The organism is Arthrobacter sp. 01T425 (assembly GCF_056398725.1).
Genome location: NZ_JBFTPY010000012.1, coordinates 110769 through 124694 on the forward strand (window position 1 = coordinate 110769; position 13926 = coordinate 124694).

General features: G+C 66.0%; 17 protein-coding genes and 1 tRNA gene. 9 read left to right on the top strand and 9 right to left on the bottom strand.

The features are described from left to right. Window position 1 precedes the first annotated feature (1 nt). Window positions 2-484 carry an FHA domain-containing protein FhaB/FipA gene (locus tag AC1DNG_RS14520; RefSeq protein ID WP_018775647.1) on the bottom strand — a complete coding sequence of 161 codons (483 nt, stop codon included), beginning with the start codon at window positions 482-484 and terminating at the stop codon, window positions 2-4. Further along, window positions 481-1230 (bottom strand): FhaA domain-containing protein, encoded by a 750-nt coding sequence (locus tag AC1DNG_RS14525; protein ID WP_476870300.1) that lies wholly within the window; start codon window positions 1228-1230, stop codon window positions 481-483. The genes AC1DNG_RS14520 and AC1DNG_RS14525 overlap by 4 nt, the downstream gene beginning before the upstream one ends. A gap of 384 nt (window positions 1231-1614) precedes the next feature. Here AC1DNG_RS14525 and AC1DNG_RS14530 point away from each other — a divergent pair. Next, window positions 1615-1697, top strand: a tRNA-Leu gene (locus tag AC1DNG_RS14530). A 196-nt stretch (window positions 1698-1893) separates the two neighbouring features. Here AC1DNG_RS14530 and AC1DNG_RS14535 read toward each other — a convergent pair. Then, a complete protein-coding gene (locus AC1DNG_RS14535; RefSeq protein ID WP_476873856.1) occupies window positions 1894-2586 on the bottom strand; it encodes a TetR/AcrR family transcriptional regulator in 693 nt (230 codons plus the stop codon). Between the two features lie 194 nt (window positions 2587-2780). Here AC1DNG_RS14535 and AC1DNG_RS14540 point away from each other — a divergent pair, with 194 nt between their 5' ends. The 4 genes from AC1DNG_RS14540 (at window position 2781) to AC1DNG_RS14555 (ending at window position 7341) form a co-directional block, all read left to right on the top strand. Beyond that, window positions 2781-4169: a flavin monoamine oxidase family protein gene (locus AC1DNG_RS14540; protein WP_476873857.1), complete on the top strand. Its 1389-nt coding sequence runs from the start codon at window positions 2781-2783 to the stop codon at window positions 4167-4169. A 54-nt stretch (window positions 4170-4223) separates the two neighbouring features. Then, window positions 4224-5183 carry a universal stress protein gene (locus AC1DNG_RS14545; protein WP_459383496.1) on the top strand — a complete coding sequence of 320 codons (960 nt, stop codon included), beginning with the start codon at window positions 4224-4226 and terminating at the stop codon, window positions 5181-5183. Window positions 5184-5197: 14 nt separating this feature from the next. Further along, window positions 5198-6730, top strand: a complete 1533-nt coding sequence (locus AC1DNG_RS14550; RefSeq protein ID WP_476850727.1) for an APC family permease — start codon at window positions 5198-5200, stop codon at window positions 6728-6730. Window positions 6731-6858: 128 nt separating this feature from the next. Beyond that, on the top strand, window positions 6859-7341 hold the full coding sequence (locus AC1DNG_RS14555) for a pyridoxamine 5'-phosphate oxidase family protein (protein ID WP_476873858.1): 483 nt from the start codon (window positions 6859-6861) through the stop codon (window positions 7339-7341). 97 nt (window positions 7342-7438) lie between these two features. On the opposite strand, the gene AC1DNG_RS14560 is transcribed toward AC1DNG_RS14555, so the two are convergent. Together AC1DNG_RS14560 and AC1DNG_RS14565 are read right to left on the bottom strand one after the other, a co-directional pair. Continuing rightward, complete coding sequence (locus tag AC1DNG_RS14560) at window positions 7439-8077, bottom strand: NADPH-dependent F420 reductase (RefSeq protein ID WP_476873859.1); 639 nt, start codon at window positions 8075-8077, stop codon at window positions 7439-7441. A 53-nt stretch (window positions 8078-8130) separates the two neighbouring features. After that, complete coding sequence (locus AC1DNG_RS14565; protein ID WP_230008241.1) at window positions 8131-8763, bottom strand: hypothetical protein; 633 nt, start codon at window positions 8761-8763, stop codon at window positions 8131-8133. 196 nt (window positions 8764-8959) lie between these two features. On the opposite strand from AC1DNG_RS14565, the gene AC1DNG_RS14570 reads away from it, so the two are divergent. Beyond that, window positions 8960-9337 carry a VOC family protein gene (locus AC1DNG_RS14570; protein WP_223914848.1) on the top strand — a complete coding sequence of 126 codons (378 nt, stop codon included), beginning with the start codon at window positions 8960-8962 and terminating at the stop codon, window positions 9335-9337. Window positions 9338-9365: 28 nt separating this feature from the next. Here AC1DNG_RS14570 and AC1DNG_RS14575 read toward each other — a convergent pair whose 3' ends face one another. Further along, complete coding sequence (locus AC1DNG_RS14575) at window positions 9366-9974, bottom strand: NADPH-dependent FMN reductase (protein WP_230008239.1); 609 nt, start codon at window positions 9972-9974, stop codon at window positions 9366-9368. 141 nt (window positions 9975-10115) lie between these two features. Continuing rightward, complete coding sequence (locus AC1DNG_RS14580; protein WP_018775636.1) at window positions 10116-10520, bottom strand: DUF5997 family protein; 405 nt, start codon at window positions 10518-10520, stop codon at window positions 10116-10118. A 111-nt stretch (window positions 10521-10631) separates the two neighbouring features. Here AC1DNG_RS14580 and AC1DNG_RS14585 point away from each other — a divergent pair, with 111 nt between their 5' ends. Both AC1DNG_RS14585 and AC1DNG_RS14590 read left to right on the top strand, forming a co-directional pair. Further along, window positions 10632-11387, top strand: a complete 756-nt coding sequence (locus tag AC1DNG_RS14585) for a LysR family substrate-binding domain-containing protein (RefSeq protein WP_026538047.1) — start codon at window positions 10632-10634, stop codon at window positions 11385-11387. A 90-nt stretch (window positions 11388-11477) separates the two neighbouring features. Further along, window positions 11478-11963 (top strand): VOC family protein, encoded by a 486-nt coding sequence (locus AC1DNG_RS14590; RefSeq protein ID WP_476887644.1) that lies wholly within the window; start codon window positions 11478-11480, stop codon window positions 11961-11963. A gap of 104 nt (window positions 11964-12067) precedes the next feature. Here AC1DNG_RS14590 and AC1DNG_RS14595 read toward each other — a convergent pair whose 3' ends face one another. After that, window positions 12068-12631, bottom strand: coding sequence for a dihydrofolate reductase family protein (locus tag AC1DNG_RS14595; RefSeq protein WP_476873861.1), 564 nt, complete (start codon window positions 12629-12631; stop codon window positions 12068-12070). Between the two features lie 193 nt (window positions 12632-12824). Next, window positions 12825-13484, bottom strand: a complete 660-nt coding sequence (locus AC1DNG_RS14600) for a Type 1 glutamine amidotransferase-like domain-containing protein (protein ID WP_476873862.1) — start codon at window positions 13482-13484, stop codon at window positions 12825-12827. Window positions 13485-13704: 220 nt separating this feature from the next. On the opposite strand from AC1DNG_RS14600, the gene AC1DNG_RS14605 reads away from it, so the two are divergent. After that, the gene (locus tag AC1DNG_RS14605; RefSeq protein ID WP_476873863.1) at window positions 13705-13875 is read left to right on the top strand and encodes a hypothetical protein; all 171 of its coding nucleotides are present in this window, start codon (window positions 13705-13707) and stop codon (window positions 13873-13875) included. Window positions 13876-13926 lie beyond the last annotated feature (51 nt).

A 13926-nucleotide genomic window follows, 5' to 3' on the forward strand; every position in this document is an offset into this window, starting at 1 on the left:
GCTACGGCCTCAATTCGATGACCGTCTTGCCGATTCTCACGGGGACGCCCAGCTCCACCGGGAGGGCCCGGGTCAGCTGCTGGTCTGCCAGATATGTGCCATTAGTGGAGCCGAGGTCCTCGATGAACCAGCGGCTGCCCTGCGGGAACAGGCGGGCATGGCGGCCCGAGGCGTAGTCGTCCTCCAGGACCAGGGTGGCTTCCTGTGCCCGGCCAAGGAGGATCGGGCTCGCCGCGAGGGCGATGGTGGTGCCCTTCAACGGTCCCTCGGTCACGATCAGCTGGCGGGCCTGCTGTTTGACGGGGGCGGGCGGCGGTTCAGCAAGGGAAGGATTCTTGCGCACCTGGCGTGCCGTGGGGGCACCGGCCGCCGCCTTGCGGCCGATCATCAGGTCGCGGCGCATGGCCGAGACAATGCTGAAGATCAGCACCCACAGGAGGATGAGGAACCCGAAACGCAGGGCCGTGATGGTCAATTCGCTCATGCGTGGCCGCCTGGGTGGGCGGGCAGTAGGCGGAAGATGATTTTGGTTCGTCCCATCATGATCGTGGCGCCGTCAGCAAGATCCGAACTGCCCACGATCTTTTGGCCGTTGACGTAGCTGCCGTTCGTGGAGCCGAGATCGATCGCCTGGGCCGTACCAGGCCCAGTCCGGATTTCCAGGTGGCGGCGCGAAACGCCGGTGTCGTCAATAAGGATGTCTGCTTCGGAGGACCGTCCGAGGACGATTGAGGGCGCGTTCAGCGAATAGCGCTGGCCGTCGATGTCCAGTACAGGCTGAAGCTGTGTCGGCTGGCGTGTCGGAGCCGCGGGTACGTTGCCGTGAATACCCGGCTGCGCCGGGACGGAAGGGGCGGAGGCTTTCTCGGTCCGCGAGGTGATGTCGAAATTCCCGGCGCGGTGCTCCTCATCGCGGCGGAAACTGATCCGGACCGGGCCCTGGAGGGTGTAGCCCTGGCTGCGGACATGGTTGATGACGACGTCGCACAGTTCCTCCGCGAGCGGTGTGCCCCATTCCTGGGCGCGCTGGAAGTCCTCGCTGCTGAGGAGTACGTCAAAAACGTTAGGGGCCAGGGTGCGTCCCGCGGCGATCGTGATGGCCTTGTTGTCCACCTCGGTGCGGAGGCGGCTCGCGATCTCGACAGGCTCAACCTGGGCGCGGGAACCGGTGGAGAAGACTCCGCGGACGGCCTTTTCGATGCCGCGCTCGACTTTGTCCAGCAATCCCATGGTCCTTCTCCTTTCCTGTTGGCTGCGGGGCAGCGTTCGTTCCGGAACTCGGTTTCCAACTTTTGCGAGCCCGCGCTCAGCGGACACTCCTACATCAGATACTACTGGGCGTGTCTGGGAATGGCCTCAACGGACGCCGCCGGGGCGACGTCAAAATGAGTGCCCGCCGCGCCCTGACGTGCGCGGACACCGCCGCCGGGACTGCCGCGGCGGGTCCCCGCGTGACGCCCGGCCGCGGGGCAAGCGTGGCCGGCAAACGACCCCATTCAGGGGGCTCTGGGGCTCGATTGGTGTTTTCCGGCAATTGTCCGTTATGCTTGATCTCGCTGCTTTTACGAGGTTGGCGGTCCGGGAAACCGGCCCTATCCGAGTGGAAGAAGTTGCGCGCGAGTGGCGGAACGGCAGACGCGCTGGCTTCAGGTGCCAGTGTCCGAAAGGGCGTGGGGGTTCAAATCCCCCCTCGCGCACGCAATCGAAAGAACCCCGGTCTTGGACCGGGGTTCTTTTGTTTAACCCGCACGGGGGCAGCCGGCGTCGGGGTTTCCCGGTTTCCCCACATTCGAAGGCTTGGCCCGGCGTGTTGCGCCGACCCGCCGGTGTGGGGCGGCGCCGGTCCGTCAAAAGTGGGGAAACTCCGCAGCAGCGGACCACGCGGCAAGACCGCTAGGCTGCCCGCAGCGCCCCGAGCCCGGCGAGGAGTGCCTCGAGTCCCAGCTTGAAGGCGACGTCGGCCGGTTTCTCATGGCCTTCCTCGGCCAGGCGCTGGACGGCGGCGGTGAAATGCGGTGTCGACGCGGCCATGGTGCCGGAATCGAAGATGTCCGCGGGTGCGGTGACGTCGTAGGCGGAGCCAAAGATGAACGATTCGATCGCGACAATGGCCGGGACAATGCGCTTCTGCGGAAAGCCTGCGCGGCTGAAACCGGCACTGACGGCCTCATACATGGCCAGTGTCTTGGGCGCGTCGGTCACGGGCAGTACGGCAATGACGGGAATCAGCGGGGTGTGCTTGGAAAATACATCGCGGTAGCTCCAGGCCCAATCCCTCACGGCCTGTTCCCAGTCCCCGGCCTCGAAGGCGGTGACGTCCACGAACGAGGTCAGGTGGTCCTGGACGAGGACCAGCACGTCCCGTTTGGACGAGACATGGTTGTACAGCGCCGAGGGAGCCACGTTGAGGGTCCTCGCCAGGGCAGCCATGGTGAACCCGTCGTAGCCGCTCTTGCCAATCAGCTGCAGGGCCGCCACGGTGATGCCGTTCTGGTCCAGCACTGCCGCGGCGGGCCGTCCCGCGCGGCGGCGGGGCCTGGCTGCGGGGCCGTGCGGATCGGCGGGGGCGCTGGTTGCTGCCGTCATTCCGGGCCTTTCTTCTCTGCTTGGCTTCTCAGTTTGGCTGGCGGGTTCGGGGTGAGCCCGTTCTGCCCCTACTTTACGGGCGAAATTCATTAGGCGGAGGGTCTTCCCCGAAGCGTGTGGAAGGTCTATCATTCTAAATGAACGCCATTCATTTTGTGGTCCGCATCACTCTAGCGGCCACGGGGAGGAACATCATGCTGGAACTTGACCGCGACGTCGTCATCGTAGGAGCCGGCCCGTCGGGCTTGACCGCCGCCCGCGAGCTGAGAAAGGCCGGACTCAGTGTGGCGGTGCTCGAGGCGCGGGACCGCGTGGGCGGCCGGACCTGGACCGACACGGTTGACGGGGCCATGCTCGAGATCGGCGGCCAGTGGGTTTCGCCGGACCAGACCGGGCTCCTGGGGCTCCTGGATGAGCTCGGACTGCAGACCTATTCCCGCTACCGCGACGGCGAATCCGTCTACATTGGCGCGGACGGCAGGCGCACCCTGTACACCGGTGACACCTTCCCGGTCAGCGAAACCACCGCCGTCGAAATGGACAAGCTCACGGCCCTGCTGGACTCCCTGGCCGCGGAGATGGCTCCCGAGGAGCCGTGGGCCCACCCCAAGGCCCGCGAGCTGGACACCATCTCCTTTCACCATTGGCTGCGGCAGAACTCAACAGATGAGGAAGCCTGCAACAACATCGGCCTGTTCATCGCCGGCGGCATGCTGACCAAACCGGCCCACGCCTTCTCCGCCCTGCAGGCCGTCCTCATGGCTGCCTCGGCGGGGTCCTTCACCAACCTCACGGATGAGGACTTCATCCTGGACAAGCGGGTTGTCGGCGGGATGCAGCAGGTTTCGCTGCTGCAGGCCGCGGAACTGGGCGACGACGTCGTCCTCGGCAGCCCGGTCCGCACCATCAACTGGGCCGATGACGCGAGCGGAGGCTACCGTGTCACTGCCGTCTCCGACCGGGCCACGGTGAACGCACGTTTCGTCATTATGGCCGTGCCGCCGAACCTCTACACCCGGGTGTCCTTTAACCCGCCGTTGCCCCGCCGCCAGCACCAGATGCACCAGCACCAGTCACTTGGCCTGGTCATCAAGGTCCACGCCGTCTATAGCAGCCCGTTCTGGCGCGAAGACGGGCTGTCCGGAACGGCCTTCGGCGCCGGCGCCATTGTGCAGGAGGTCTACGACAACACCAACCACGAGGACCCGCGCGGCACGCTGGTGGGCTTTGTCTCGGATGAGAAGGCCGACGCCATGTTCGAGCTCAGCGCGGAGGACCGCCGCCGCGCCATCCTCGAGTCGATTGCGTCCTTCCTCGGCGAAAAGGCCCTGGATCCCGAGGTTTACTACGAGTCCGACTGGGGTTCGGAGGAATGGACCCGGGGGGCTTACGCCGCCAGCTACGACCTTGGCGGACTGCACCGCTACGGCAAGGACCAGCTGACGCCGGTCGGGCCGATCTACTGGTCCTGCTCGGACCTTGCGGCCGAGGGCTACCAGCATGTTGACGGCGCCGTCCGGATGGGGCAGCTCACGGCGGCCCGGATCGTCGCTGCTGCGGACCGTGCGTCCGTCGCCTCGTAGAAAATCCCAACAATTCAGTTGAATGCAGTCCAGTTCAGTTAGGAGAGCGGCCAGATGCGTTACGTAGTGGGGTATTCAGCCAATGCCAGGGGCCATGATGCGGTCAATCTGGCCGTCTCCCTGGCGCTCGGGCGGGGGGCGAGCCTGGACCTTGTGCTGGTGGTGCCCGAAGTGCAGCAGTCCGGGCACGCCCTCGCGCCGAAGGCGGGCTTCGAAAATCTGCTCACCGAGCAGGCCCAGGAGTGGCTCGACCAGGCCCTGGCGCTGGTTCCATCCAGTGTCCCGGCGCAGGCCCACATCCGCAGCCATGATTCCGACGCGCACGCACTGATCGAGGCGGCCGAGGAACTGGGCGCGGACATGCTCATCATCGGGGCCACCAGCACCGGGCTCTTCAAACGGTTCACGATCGGGTCGGTGGCCAGTGCACTCCTCCACGCCTCGACCGTTCCGGTGGCCCTGGCACCGCACGGCTATCACCGCCAGGAGGCCCTGACCCGGATCAGCTGCGGGCTCGGAACCCGCGCCGGCGCCGAGAAGCTGCTCGAATTCGCCCTAGGCATGGCGTCGAACCGGGACGTGCCGCTGCGGGTGGTGTCGCTTCTGGCCCTCGACGGCGACGCGGCCGATTCAGCCGACGCGGCCCGGGAGTATGCGGCCAAGTGCCTTGCCGACGCACTGGCTGCCGGCGGGCCGGCAGTCCCGGGGGAGGCGAAGGCGGAGGTCCCGGGGGAGGCCAAGACGGAAGCCCAGGTAGAGGCGAAGACGGAAATCGTCGTCGCCCACGGGCGCAGCATCGAGGAAGCCGTGGACCGCCTGGACTGGGAAGACGGCGAGGTCCTGTTGATCGGATCCAGCCGGCTTGCCAAGGGCCGGTCCATCTTCCTCGGCAGCACAGCGGGCCGCATTCTGCGCGCCCTGCCGGTGCCGATGATCGTGGTCCCCAGCGACTATGAACTCAAGCACCTCAATCATTCAGCGTCGAGTGACACCCCCCGAGAGGCACAACAATGAGCGCAGACCATGCGATGTCCAAGCCGTCGCAGACAGGACAGCAGACAGGACAGCACACCGAACAGCAGCACGGACTCAGTGAGAAGGGCCTGAAAGCCGGATCGGTGGGGCTCATTGGCGCCGTCGTCATCGGCATTTCCTGTATCGCCCCGGCATACACCCTCACGGCCGCCCTGGGTCCCACCGTGGCCGAGGTCGGCGTGCAACTGCCGGCGATCTTCCTGGTGGGCTTTATCCCCATGCTGCTGGTGGCCTTCGGCTACCGGGAGCTGAACAACGCCATGCCCGACGCCGGGACCTCCTTCACCTGGGCGTCGCGGGCGTTCGGCCCCTGGATTGGCTGGATGGGCGGCTGGGGACTCATCGCCGCCACCATCATCGTGCTCTCGAACCTGGCCGCCGTCGCGGTGGACTTCTTCTACCTCATGCTGGCGCAGATCTTCGGCAATCCCGAACTCGCCGACCTCACCACCAACCTGCCGCTGAATATCGCGACCACGCTGGTGTTTATCGCCCTCGCGTGCTGGATCTCCTACCGCGGCATGGAAACCACCAAGACCGTCCAGTACGTTCTCGTGGGATTTCAGTTGCTGGTCCTCGCCTGGTTCTCGATCTCAGCGTTCAGCCACGTCGCCAACGGAACCGCCTTTGACGCCACGGCCATCTCCCCGGACTGGTTTAACCCGTTCGCCGTGGGATCCTTCTCCGCCTTCGCCGCCGGCGTTTCGCTGTCCATCTTCATCTACTGGGGCTGGGACGTCACGCTGACCATGAACGAGGAGACCAAGAACCCGGAGAAGACGCCGGGACGTGCCGCCACGATCACCGTGCTGGTCATCGTGATCATCTACATGACGGTTGCCCTGGCCACGCTGAGCTACGCCGGCGTCGGCGACACGGGGCTGGGCACCGGCAACCCGGAGAACCAGGGCAGCATCTTCGCCGTTCTGGCGGGACCGGTAATGGGCCCGTTCGCCATCCTGATGTCCCTGGCTATCCTGAGCAGCTCCGCCGCGTCCCTGCAGTCCACATTTGTCTCGCCGGCGCGCACCCTGCTGTCCATGGGCCATTACCGGGCGCTGCCGCAGAAGTTCGGCAGGATCAGCCCCACATACAAGTCGCCGAGTTATGCCACGATCGCCTCTGCCATCGCGGCCGCGGCGTTCTATGTCATCACCCGGACCACGTCGGAAAACGCACTGTGGGACACCATCACGGCCCTGGGCATGATGATCTGCTTCTACTACGGCATCACCGCGTTGGCCTGTGTCTGGTTCTTCCGCGCCGAGGCGTTCAGCGGAGCGAGGGCCTTCTTCTTCAAGTTCCTCGCGCCACTCCTGGGCGGCGTCATCCTGCTGGTCATGTTCGTCAAGACCGCCTACGACTCCATGGATCCCGCGTACGGATCAGGGTCGTCGATCGGCGGTGTGGGGCTGGTCTTCATCCTGGGCATGGGCGTCCTCCTGCTGGGCGTGGTGCTCATGCTGGTCATGGCCAAGCTCCGCCCCGAGTTCTTCAGGGGCCAGGTCCTGACCCGCGGGCACTGAATCCACTGCCGGTTCAGGGAAGGTCCCGGGAAGGTCTCCGGCCGGCAGCCATTGGAAAGTAAGCACACTTACCAATAGGCTGTCCGGAGGGGGACCTTCCTCCGTTGGAACCAGAACGAGGTGAGAGCATGTCGGATGCCGAAAGCATCAGCAAGGTCACGGACATCATCAACGATTCGCACATCGGAATGTTCACCACCATCAACGAAGCAGGCGCGCTCGTCAGCCGGCCGCTGGCCGTCCAGGAGGTCAAGGACGACGGCGACATGTGGTTTTTCACGTCGGCGACCACCTCTCAGGTGGCCCACATCCGCGCCAACCCGGCGGTGAACGTCTCCTTCGGCCAGCGCACCGAGTGGGTTTCGGTGGCCGGGACCGCTGAAGTGGTCACTGACCGGCAACTGATCCACGACATGTGGAATCAGGTGGTGGAGGCCTGGTTCCCGGACGGCCCGGACACCCCTGAGGTGGTCCTGCTCCACGTCGACTCGGACTCCGCCGAGTACTGGACCAGCCCGGGCGGCACGGCGGCCACCGTGCTGCAGTGGATCAAGTCCAAGGTGACCAACAGCCGGATGAGCGTCGGCGACAGCGGCACGGTCGAGCTGTAGCGCGCTGAAGCGGGCCACCGCCCGGTCTCCCCGGTGGATATTGCCGCTCGATATCACCGCTCTGGGCCGATGACGGCCGGTCGGGACCGGACTGCTCCTAGTCGGTGATTTTCAGGCCGGTGCCCCAGTTGAAGGTTGGATACGCGGGGTTGGCCTGCAGCGCCATGACCAGCAGCATGAAGCCCTCGAGTTCACGGGCGTGGCGCAGTCCGCCCACTTGGAGCGGACGCAGCCCGGCGGCTTCGGCGAAGACCGCAACCTCGTTGCGGGCCTCTTCGGAGTCCGAGGCGATGAACACATCCATCGGCTGGCCGCCGGCTTCCGCGGACCCGAGCGGGCCGGCAAAGGTGGTGTTGAAGGCTTTCACCACTTGTGCGCCCGGGAGCAGTGCGGCGATTTCCTCCGCCGCCGACGTCCCCGGGGCGACCACCAGCGAGTCGAAGGTTTCGGTGTCAATCGGATTGCTGATGTCCACCACCGTCTTGCCGCTGAGCGTGTCGCCGAAATGCGTGGCAACTTCCCTGGCCGGGCCGAAGTACAGCGCGAGGACGACGATGTCGCCCTCGGGAACCTCGCTCAGGCCGCCGGAGCCGGTGGTGCCGCCAAGTTCAGCAGCGAGCTTGGCGGCATTCTCCGGCGTCCTGTCCAGGATCTGGACGGAGCGCCCGGCGGCGACAGCCCGGGTCCCGATCGCCCGTGCCATGTTGCCGCTGCCGATGATCGTGATGTCAGTCATGATGGAACCTTTCCAAGGTGGCCGCGAACTGCCGGATCGGCAATTCCGGGGAATCAGCCGTGCGCGTGGTCCGGGCCAGGCGGCCCGGCGGCGCTGACGCCGGCCGCGCGTTCGGCGGCAGCGAGGGCATGTTCCAGCCGTTCCACGGCCGGGGCGTAGGCGGCATCGGTGCAGGCGCGGTCCGTACGGCCGCCGAGGCCCTCGGCGGCCTTGATCGCCCGGATCAGTGCCGCGGTTTCTGGTTGCCGGGTATCGCTCATCGCGGGATAGTCAATCGAGAACCCCGGATCCAGTTCGTACCGCTGCCATCGGGCGAGGGCGCTCCGGTGCCGTGCGGCGGCCGCCTCGTTCAAGAGCCGGGTTTCCCGGCTGGCCCGGCGGGCTTCCTGCCGGCGGAGCAGCCGGGGTGCCGCAGCGACGGCCGCCAGGGCAGCCCCCGCGGCCAGCATCCCGAGCGCCAGGCCGGCCCAGGGCCATGTGGAAGAGGCCAGGACGATGGCGGGCACAATGACGGCGAGTCCGGCGAATGCGTCCCAAAACGCGCCGTCCGCGCCTTCGGAAGGCCCGTCGTCGGCCGCCAGGTGCTTGCGGGCGAAATAGACCGAGGCGAACGCTGCCCCGGCAACCAGAATGGCGAGGGCCAGGAACTGCCAGGCCGCGAGGGCGCCGGATAGTGAAAGCGTCATTGCACACCTCCCCGGAACGGTCCCGGGCGGGCGCTGTTCCGCTAGTTCCATTGGAATCCCTGGCGGCGGGGCCGTCAATGCCTGCCGGGCCGGGGCAATGCCCGGCGCCAGCGCGGACGCAAACCCAGGCGCCAGGGCCGGTGCGGAGGCCGCGTCGCGGTTCCTACGCCGAGCCTCCCGGCGTAGCCTAGGGGCCATGCGACTGAAAATGTGCAGTATCCACGTCAAGGATCCGGCCTCGGCCCATGAGTTCTACACCGGCACGCTGGGCTTCGAAACGCTGATGGCCATGCCGGAGCACAACCTCTTCATCATCAAGGATCCGGATGGTGCCGGAGGCGCCGGACTGCTGCTGGAACCCAGTGACAACCCGATCGGCGCGGCCTACATGAACGGTCTGCACGACGCCGGGATTCCCGCGATCGTCTTTGGCGTGCCGGACGTGCGCGCCGAATACGACCGGCTGGCGGCCAAGGGCGTGATGTTCCAGGGGGAACCGTCCGAGGGGCCCGGCGGGACCAGTGTGGTGTTGGATGACGGCTGCGGGAACTTCGTGCAGCTGCACCAGGACTAGATGCCGGACCACCGCGCCCTGACTCTGCCTAACGGCTCGTCTTGTCCTTGTCCGGGTGCTCGTCGCCGATATGGCCCGGTGCATTGGCGGCCAGGACCCGGGCCACGAAGGAGGCATACTCCTCCATATAGTGGCGCAGCAACCCGGCCGTAGCCTCGTCCTTGACCTCACCGTCCTCGCCGTAGGCCTCCGGGACGAAGCGGATGTAGGCCTCCGGAGCATTCAGCTGCGGCGCGTCGAGGAAGCTCAGCACGCTGCGGAACGAGGACTGCATCACGGCCGTCCCAATGCCGCCGGGGGAGGCGCCGATGATGCCGGTGGGCTTGCGGGCGAAGGAGTTGGTGCCCCAGGGCCGGGATCCCCAGTCGATGGCGTTTTTGAGCGCTCCGGGGATGGACCGGTTGTATTCGGGCGAGACGAACAGGATGCCGTCGGAAGCCGAGATGGCATCTTTGAGGGCCTGCCCAACGGGTGGGAAAGCGGCATCAAAATCCGGGCTGTACAACGGCAGATCCCTGATGGGGATCTCCGTGAACTCCAGTTCCGCAGGTGCAAGCCGGATCAGCGCCCTGGACAAGGTGCGGTTGATGGAATTGCTCGAGAGGCTCCCGACAAAATATCCGATCTTGAAGCCCATGAACTTGTTCCTTCCCGATACGCCGCCGGTGGCAGGTGAATTGGGATGCGGAGGGGATCGGACCGGCGGCCCCGACCCATTCCGCGAGCGTAGTCCTGCGTCCGCGGGTTGAAAAGAGGGGCCGGGAGAAAGCTCGTGCCGCTATTCGGCCTTGGCGCGGGCTTTCTTGGCGTCCTTCTTGGCGGCCTCGTCCTTGACCCGCTGGGCCTCGGCGCGGACGGCGGCGTGGGTGGCGCGCTCGGCCACCAGCCAGGCCGGGGGAGCCTGGAGCAGTGCGGTGATTTCCGCCGTCGTCAGCGCTTCCTCAACACCACCGCGGGCCAGGCCGGCGATGGAGACGTTGAGCTTCTGCGCGACCACGGGGCGCGGGTGTGGGCCGTTGCGGCGCAGTTCCGCGAGCCACTCCGGCGGGTTGGCCTGGAGATCGGCAAAATCAGCGCGGGTGATGGTTGAATCCTGGAACTCCTGGGGTGTCGCCGGCAGGTAGATGCCAAGCTTCTTGGCAACGGTGGCCGGTTTCATGGACTGGGAGTTTGCAGAGGTCATAGTCCAAGGGTATCCGGCCAGAGCACTGCGAGGCACCAAACTAGCACCGGATCAGCACGGTGCCGCCATCGCGGCGGACCCCCGCGCCACCCCGGGCGGTACTGTGAACATGTGTCCGCAGCAGAAGAACCATCCCAGACCCCCGACGAAACCGCCGTCGTCCCAGCCGTCGCAGTTGGGCGGGAGCTGCGCTTCGCGTACGTCGCCGGTGTGACACCGGGCAAATGGATCCGCCGCTGGGAGGAACGGATGCCCGATGTTCCGCTGCACTCCTTTATGTCCGACGACGGCGCGCAACTGTCCGTGCTCCGCGACGGTTCCGCGGACCTGAGTTTCGTCCGGCTCCCGGTGGAACGCGAGGGCCTCAGCGTGATCCCGCTCTACGAGGAGCAGCCCGTGGTGGTGGCACCGAAGGGGCACGAAGTCTCCTTGTTTGAAGAAGTGGACCTGGCGGACCTGTCCGCCGAGACGTTTCTCGATGTGCAGGAGCTCGGCGGCCCGGCGATGGCGCTGCAGGTGGTGGCGTCCGGTGCCGGGCTGGTGATCCTGCCGATGTCCGTGGCCCGGCATTTCAACGTCAAGGACACCGTGGCGCGGAAACTCACGGGGGCGCCCGGCACGGAGATCGCCCTGGCCTGGCCGAGCGACGCCACGGACGAGGTCATCGAGGAATTCATCGGTATTGTCCGCGGACGCACCGCCGCGAGCTCCCGCCAGCCCTCGGCGCAGCAGGAGAAACCCAAACGCGAGCCCAAGCCGGACCGGCGCGGCACCGGAGCCGCGAAGAAGCCCAAGGTGGCGCAGCGCTACGCTCCCAACCCGGACAAGGGCCGCGGCAAGGGATCCCGGAAGAAGGGGAAACGCTAGGCCTTACTACGAGGGGCGCCACGATTGCGGCCTCCCGCAGATGATTCGGACCTATCGTTGGAACACGACCCCGCGATCAAAGGATTTGCCGTGGACACTCAGGTTCCCCAGTTCGATGGCGTGCACCACCTCAAACTCCCGGTCAGTGATCTCGACCGCAGCCGCGAGTGGTACCAGAGCCGGCTTGGTTATGCCGTTGCGATGGAGTTCCGCGAAGATGGCAAAGTCATGGGCCTTGCTCTTAATCACCCGGATGGCGGACCGAGACTGGCCCTGCGGCTGGACCCCGGCAAAGCGGCGGCCTCTTCCGGATTCGATTACTTCTCCATAGGCGTTCCGACCAAGGCGGCAATTGACCAGCTCTCCGCGCGGCTGACGCAGTTGGGGGACGCCCATGCTGGCGTCCAGGTCGCTTCTCTGGGGTGGATTCTGCCCGGTCTCTCGGACCCGGACGGACACGAGATCCGCTTCTACACCACGGAGTCCCACAAAAAAGCGCCCGACGGGGAGGTCTATGTTGTGGAGAATGCCCGGCAGACGACGACGCACCGAAACCAGGAACGGTTGTCTCAGTGACCACTCAAGTTTGAACCCACCGATGACATTCCGGACTATCTACTGCCCGTCGATTGGCAGACGCTGGTGTGGAGTCCTTCCTCGACCGCCCGGAGGAAGCGTGCTCAGCGCCTCGCCTCGTACCTGATCAGGACCACGCCGCCGGGAAACGTCCGCGTCTCCACCAGGTCCAGGTTCACCCAACTGTCCAGCGCGGTGAAGAACGGAGTGCCGCCGCCTACCAGGACCGGATGGGTGGCCAGCACGTACTCGTCGATCAGCCCGGCCCGCATGGCCGCCCCGGCGAGCGATGCGCCGCCGACGCTCATCGGGCCGCCGTCCCCGGCCTTGAGCCGGGTGATCTCGGCGATCGCGTCACCGGTGACCAGGCGGGTGTTCCAGTCGACCTTGTCGATCGTCGAGGAGAACACCACCTTCGGTGTGTCCCGCCAGTTTCTTGCGAACTCGATCTCCGCCGCGGTGGCGTCGGGCTGCTGATCGCCGGTCGGCCAGTAGGAGCTCATGGTCTCCCAGAGCTTTCGGCCGTACAGCGACAGGCTGCTAGCCCGCTCCTGGTCGAGCCACCACTGGAACAGTTCCTCGCTCGGCCCGCCCCAGCCGATGTCGTCGCCAGCCGCGGCGATGTAGCCGTCCAGGGTCAGGTTCATGCCGTAGATCAGTTTCCGCACGGCGCCAGCCTTCCGTCTCGTAGTGGTCGAGGGCGTCATTGGACTCTGCTGTCCCGCACATGATCAGGAGCCTCCCGTCCCTCATGGAGCCACCGTAACTGCCCATGAGCTGGATGCCATAGCCCTTCGGTCCGCGTTTCAACTGAGCTGCCCGGTGAAGGATCCTCGAACGGGTCACTCCGGCGGTTTGCTATCACCCGAACTTCGTCCATTCTCCTTCGGAAACCACCACGACGGAGCCGTCGACGACCTTGATAGCTGTCTGCTCGTCGATGGCATAGGCCGGGCCGCCGAGGTCGGCGGCCCACCGCTCTGCGTGGGCCAGAGTGTTGGTCGGGAAAGCGTTCAAGTGCGGGAAGATCGAAAAGTCCACCACCCCCAGGGTGCGGTCGTCCGGCGCGGACGGCCACTCGACGAAGTACTTCCCGATCCGGGGCGTCATCACCATGCTCCCGGCACTCACTCCCACCCACACCGTGTCCGGCAGCGACGGCAGCAGGTCGGCCAGCCCGGACTCACGCATCCAATGGCACAGGTACGTCGCGTCGCCGCCGTCGACCAGGAGCACGTCGGCCTCCCGAAGCCAGGGGACCCATCGCTCCGCGCCGATGGTGGGCAGCGCGGTGAGCTCAAGAACGCCGAGCGTCGCCCAGCCCATGCCGGACAAGTGACGGGAGCCGGGCTCGGCGGCCAGGAGGCCCCGCACCGATGCCGGTCCGCACATCGGGTGACCCCACTGCGCTGTCGGGACGACCAGGGCGTGGCACTGGGCGATCGGCTTGTTGAGAAGCTGCACGAGCGCCGAGTGGATGCTCGGGTTCGTCACGCCGCCTGACGTAAGCAAGAGTTTCAAACGTGCCCCCAAAGTTCGCGCGGATGGTGGATGTGCCTGAAAACGCGGGACCGGGCTGGAACTCACGGTCGATTTGGTAAGCCCCGCCGGCCTCGCGCTCGGCCCTTCAATAGGGACACACCCAGCAAGACCTTGTCCAGAGTTCGCTTGGACGCAAATCTCAAGTTGGCTCGGCTAGCCACGTAGGCTACCGCGAAGACACAACTATTGGGGGTAATCAGTGAACAACATCGAAGTCTTTGGCGTCTCGTACGTCCTCTATCTGATCTTCACTGCCGTGCTGATCGGCTTGGCACTGTACGTTCTGATCCTCGTGATCGTCTTTCTCCGGCTGCGTATTGCCGAGCTGAAGCGCGCCCTGCCTCCCAAAGGACACGCAGAGCGGCAATGACTGAAGTCAGGCGCACTGGCCCCTCACCCTCCTCATTCAGAGACCGGGCGA

What these genes read in the sequence shown, in the direction of transcription:
- AC1DNG_RS14520 (WP_018775647.1), bottom strand. Translation starts at nt 484, where the DNA reads ATGAGCGAATTGACCATCACGGCCCTGCGTTTCGGGTTCCTCATCCTC.
- AC1DNG_RS14525 (WP_476870300.1), bottom strand. Translation starts at nt 1,230, where the DNA reads ATGGGATTGCTGGACAAAGTCGAGCGCGGCATCGAAAAGGCCGTCCGC.
- AC1DNG_RS14535 (WP_476873856.1), bottom strand. Translation starts at nt 2,586, where the DNA reads ATGACGGCAGCAACCAGCGCCCCCGCCGATCCGCACGGCCCCGCAGCC.
- AC1DNG_RS14540 (WP_476873857.1), top strand. Translation starts at nt 2,781, where the DNA reads ATGCTGGAACTTGACCGCGACGTCGTCATCGTAGGAGCCGGCCCGTCG.
- AC1DNG_RS14545 (WP_459383496.1), top strand. Translation starts at nt 4,224, where the DNA reads ATGCGTTACGTAGTGGGGTATTCAGCCAATGCCAGGGGCCATGATGCG.
- AC1DNG_RS14550 (WP_476850727.1), top strand. Translation starts at nt 5,198, where the DNA reads ATGTCCAAGCCGTCGCAGACAGGACAGCAGACAGGACAGCACACCGAA.
- AC1DNG_RS14555 (WP_476873858.1), top strand. Translation starts at nt 6,859, where the DNA reads ATGTCGGATGCCGAAAGCATCAGCAAGGTCACGGACATCATCAACGAT.
- AC1DNG_RS14560 (WP_476873859.1), bottom strand. Translation starts at nt 8,077, where the DNA reads ATGACTGACATCACGATCATCGGCAGCGGCAACATGGCACGGGCGATC.
- AC1DNG_RS14565 (WP_230008241.1), bottom strand. Translation starts at nt 8,763, where the DNA reads ATGACGCTTTCACTATCCGGCGCCCTCGCGGCCTGGCAGTTCCTGGCC.
- AC1DNG_RS14570 (WP_223914848.1), top strand. Translation starts at nt 8,960, where the DNA reads ATGCGACTGAAAATGTGCAGTATCCACGTCAAGGATCCGGCCTCGGCC.
- AC1DNG_RS14575 (WP_230008239.1), bottom strand. Translation starts at nt 9,974, where the DNA reads ATGGGCTTCAAGATCGGATATTTTGTCGGGAGCCTCTCGAGCAATTCC.
- AC1DNG_RS14580 (WP_018775636.1), bottom strand. Translation starts at nt 10,520, where the DNA reads ATGACCTCTGCAAACTCCCAGTCCATGAAACCGGCCACCGTTGCCAAG.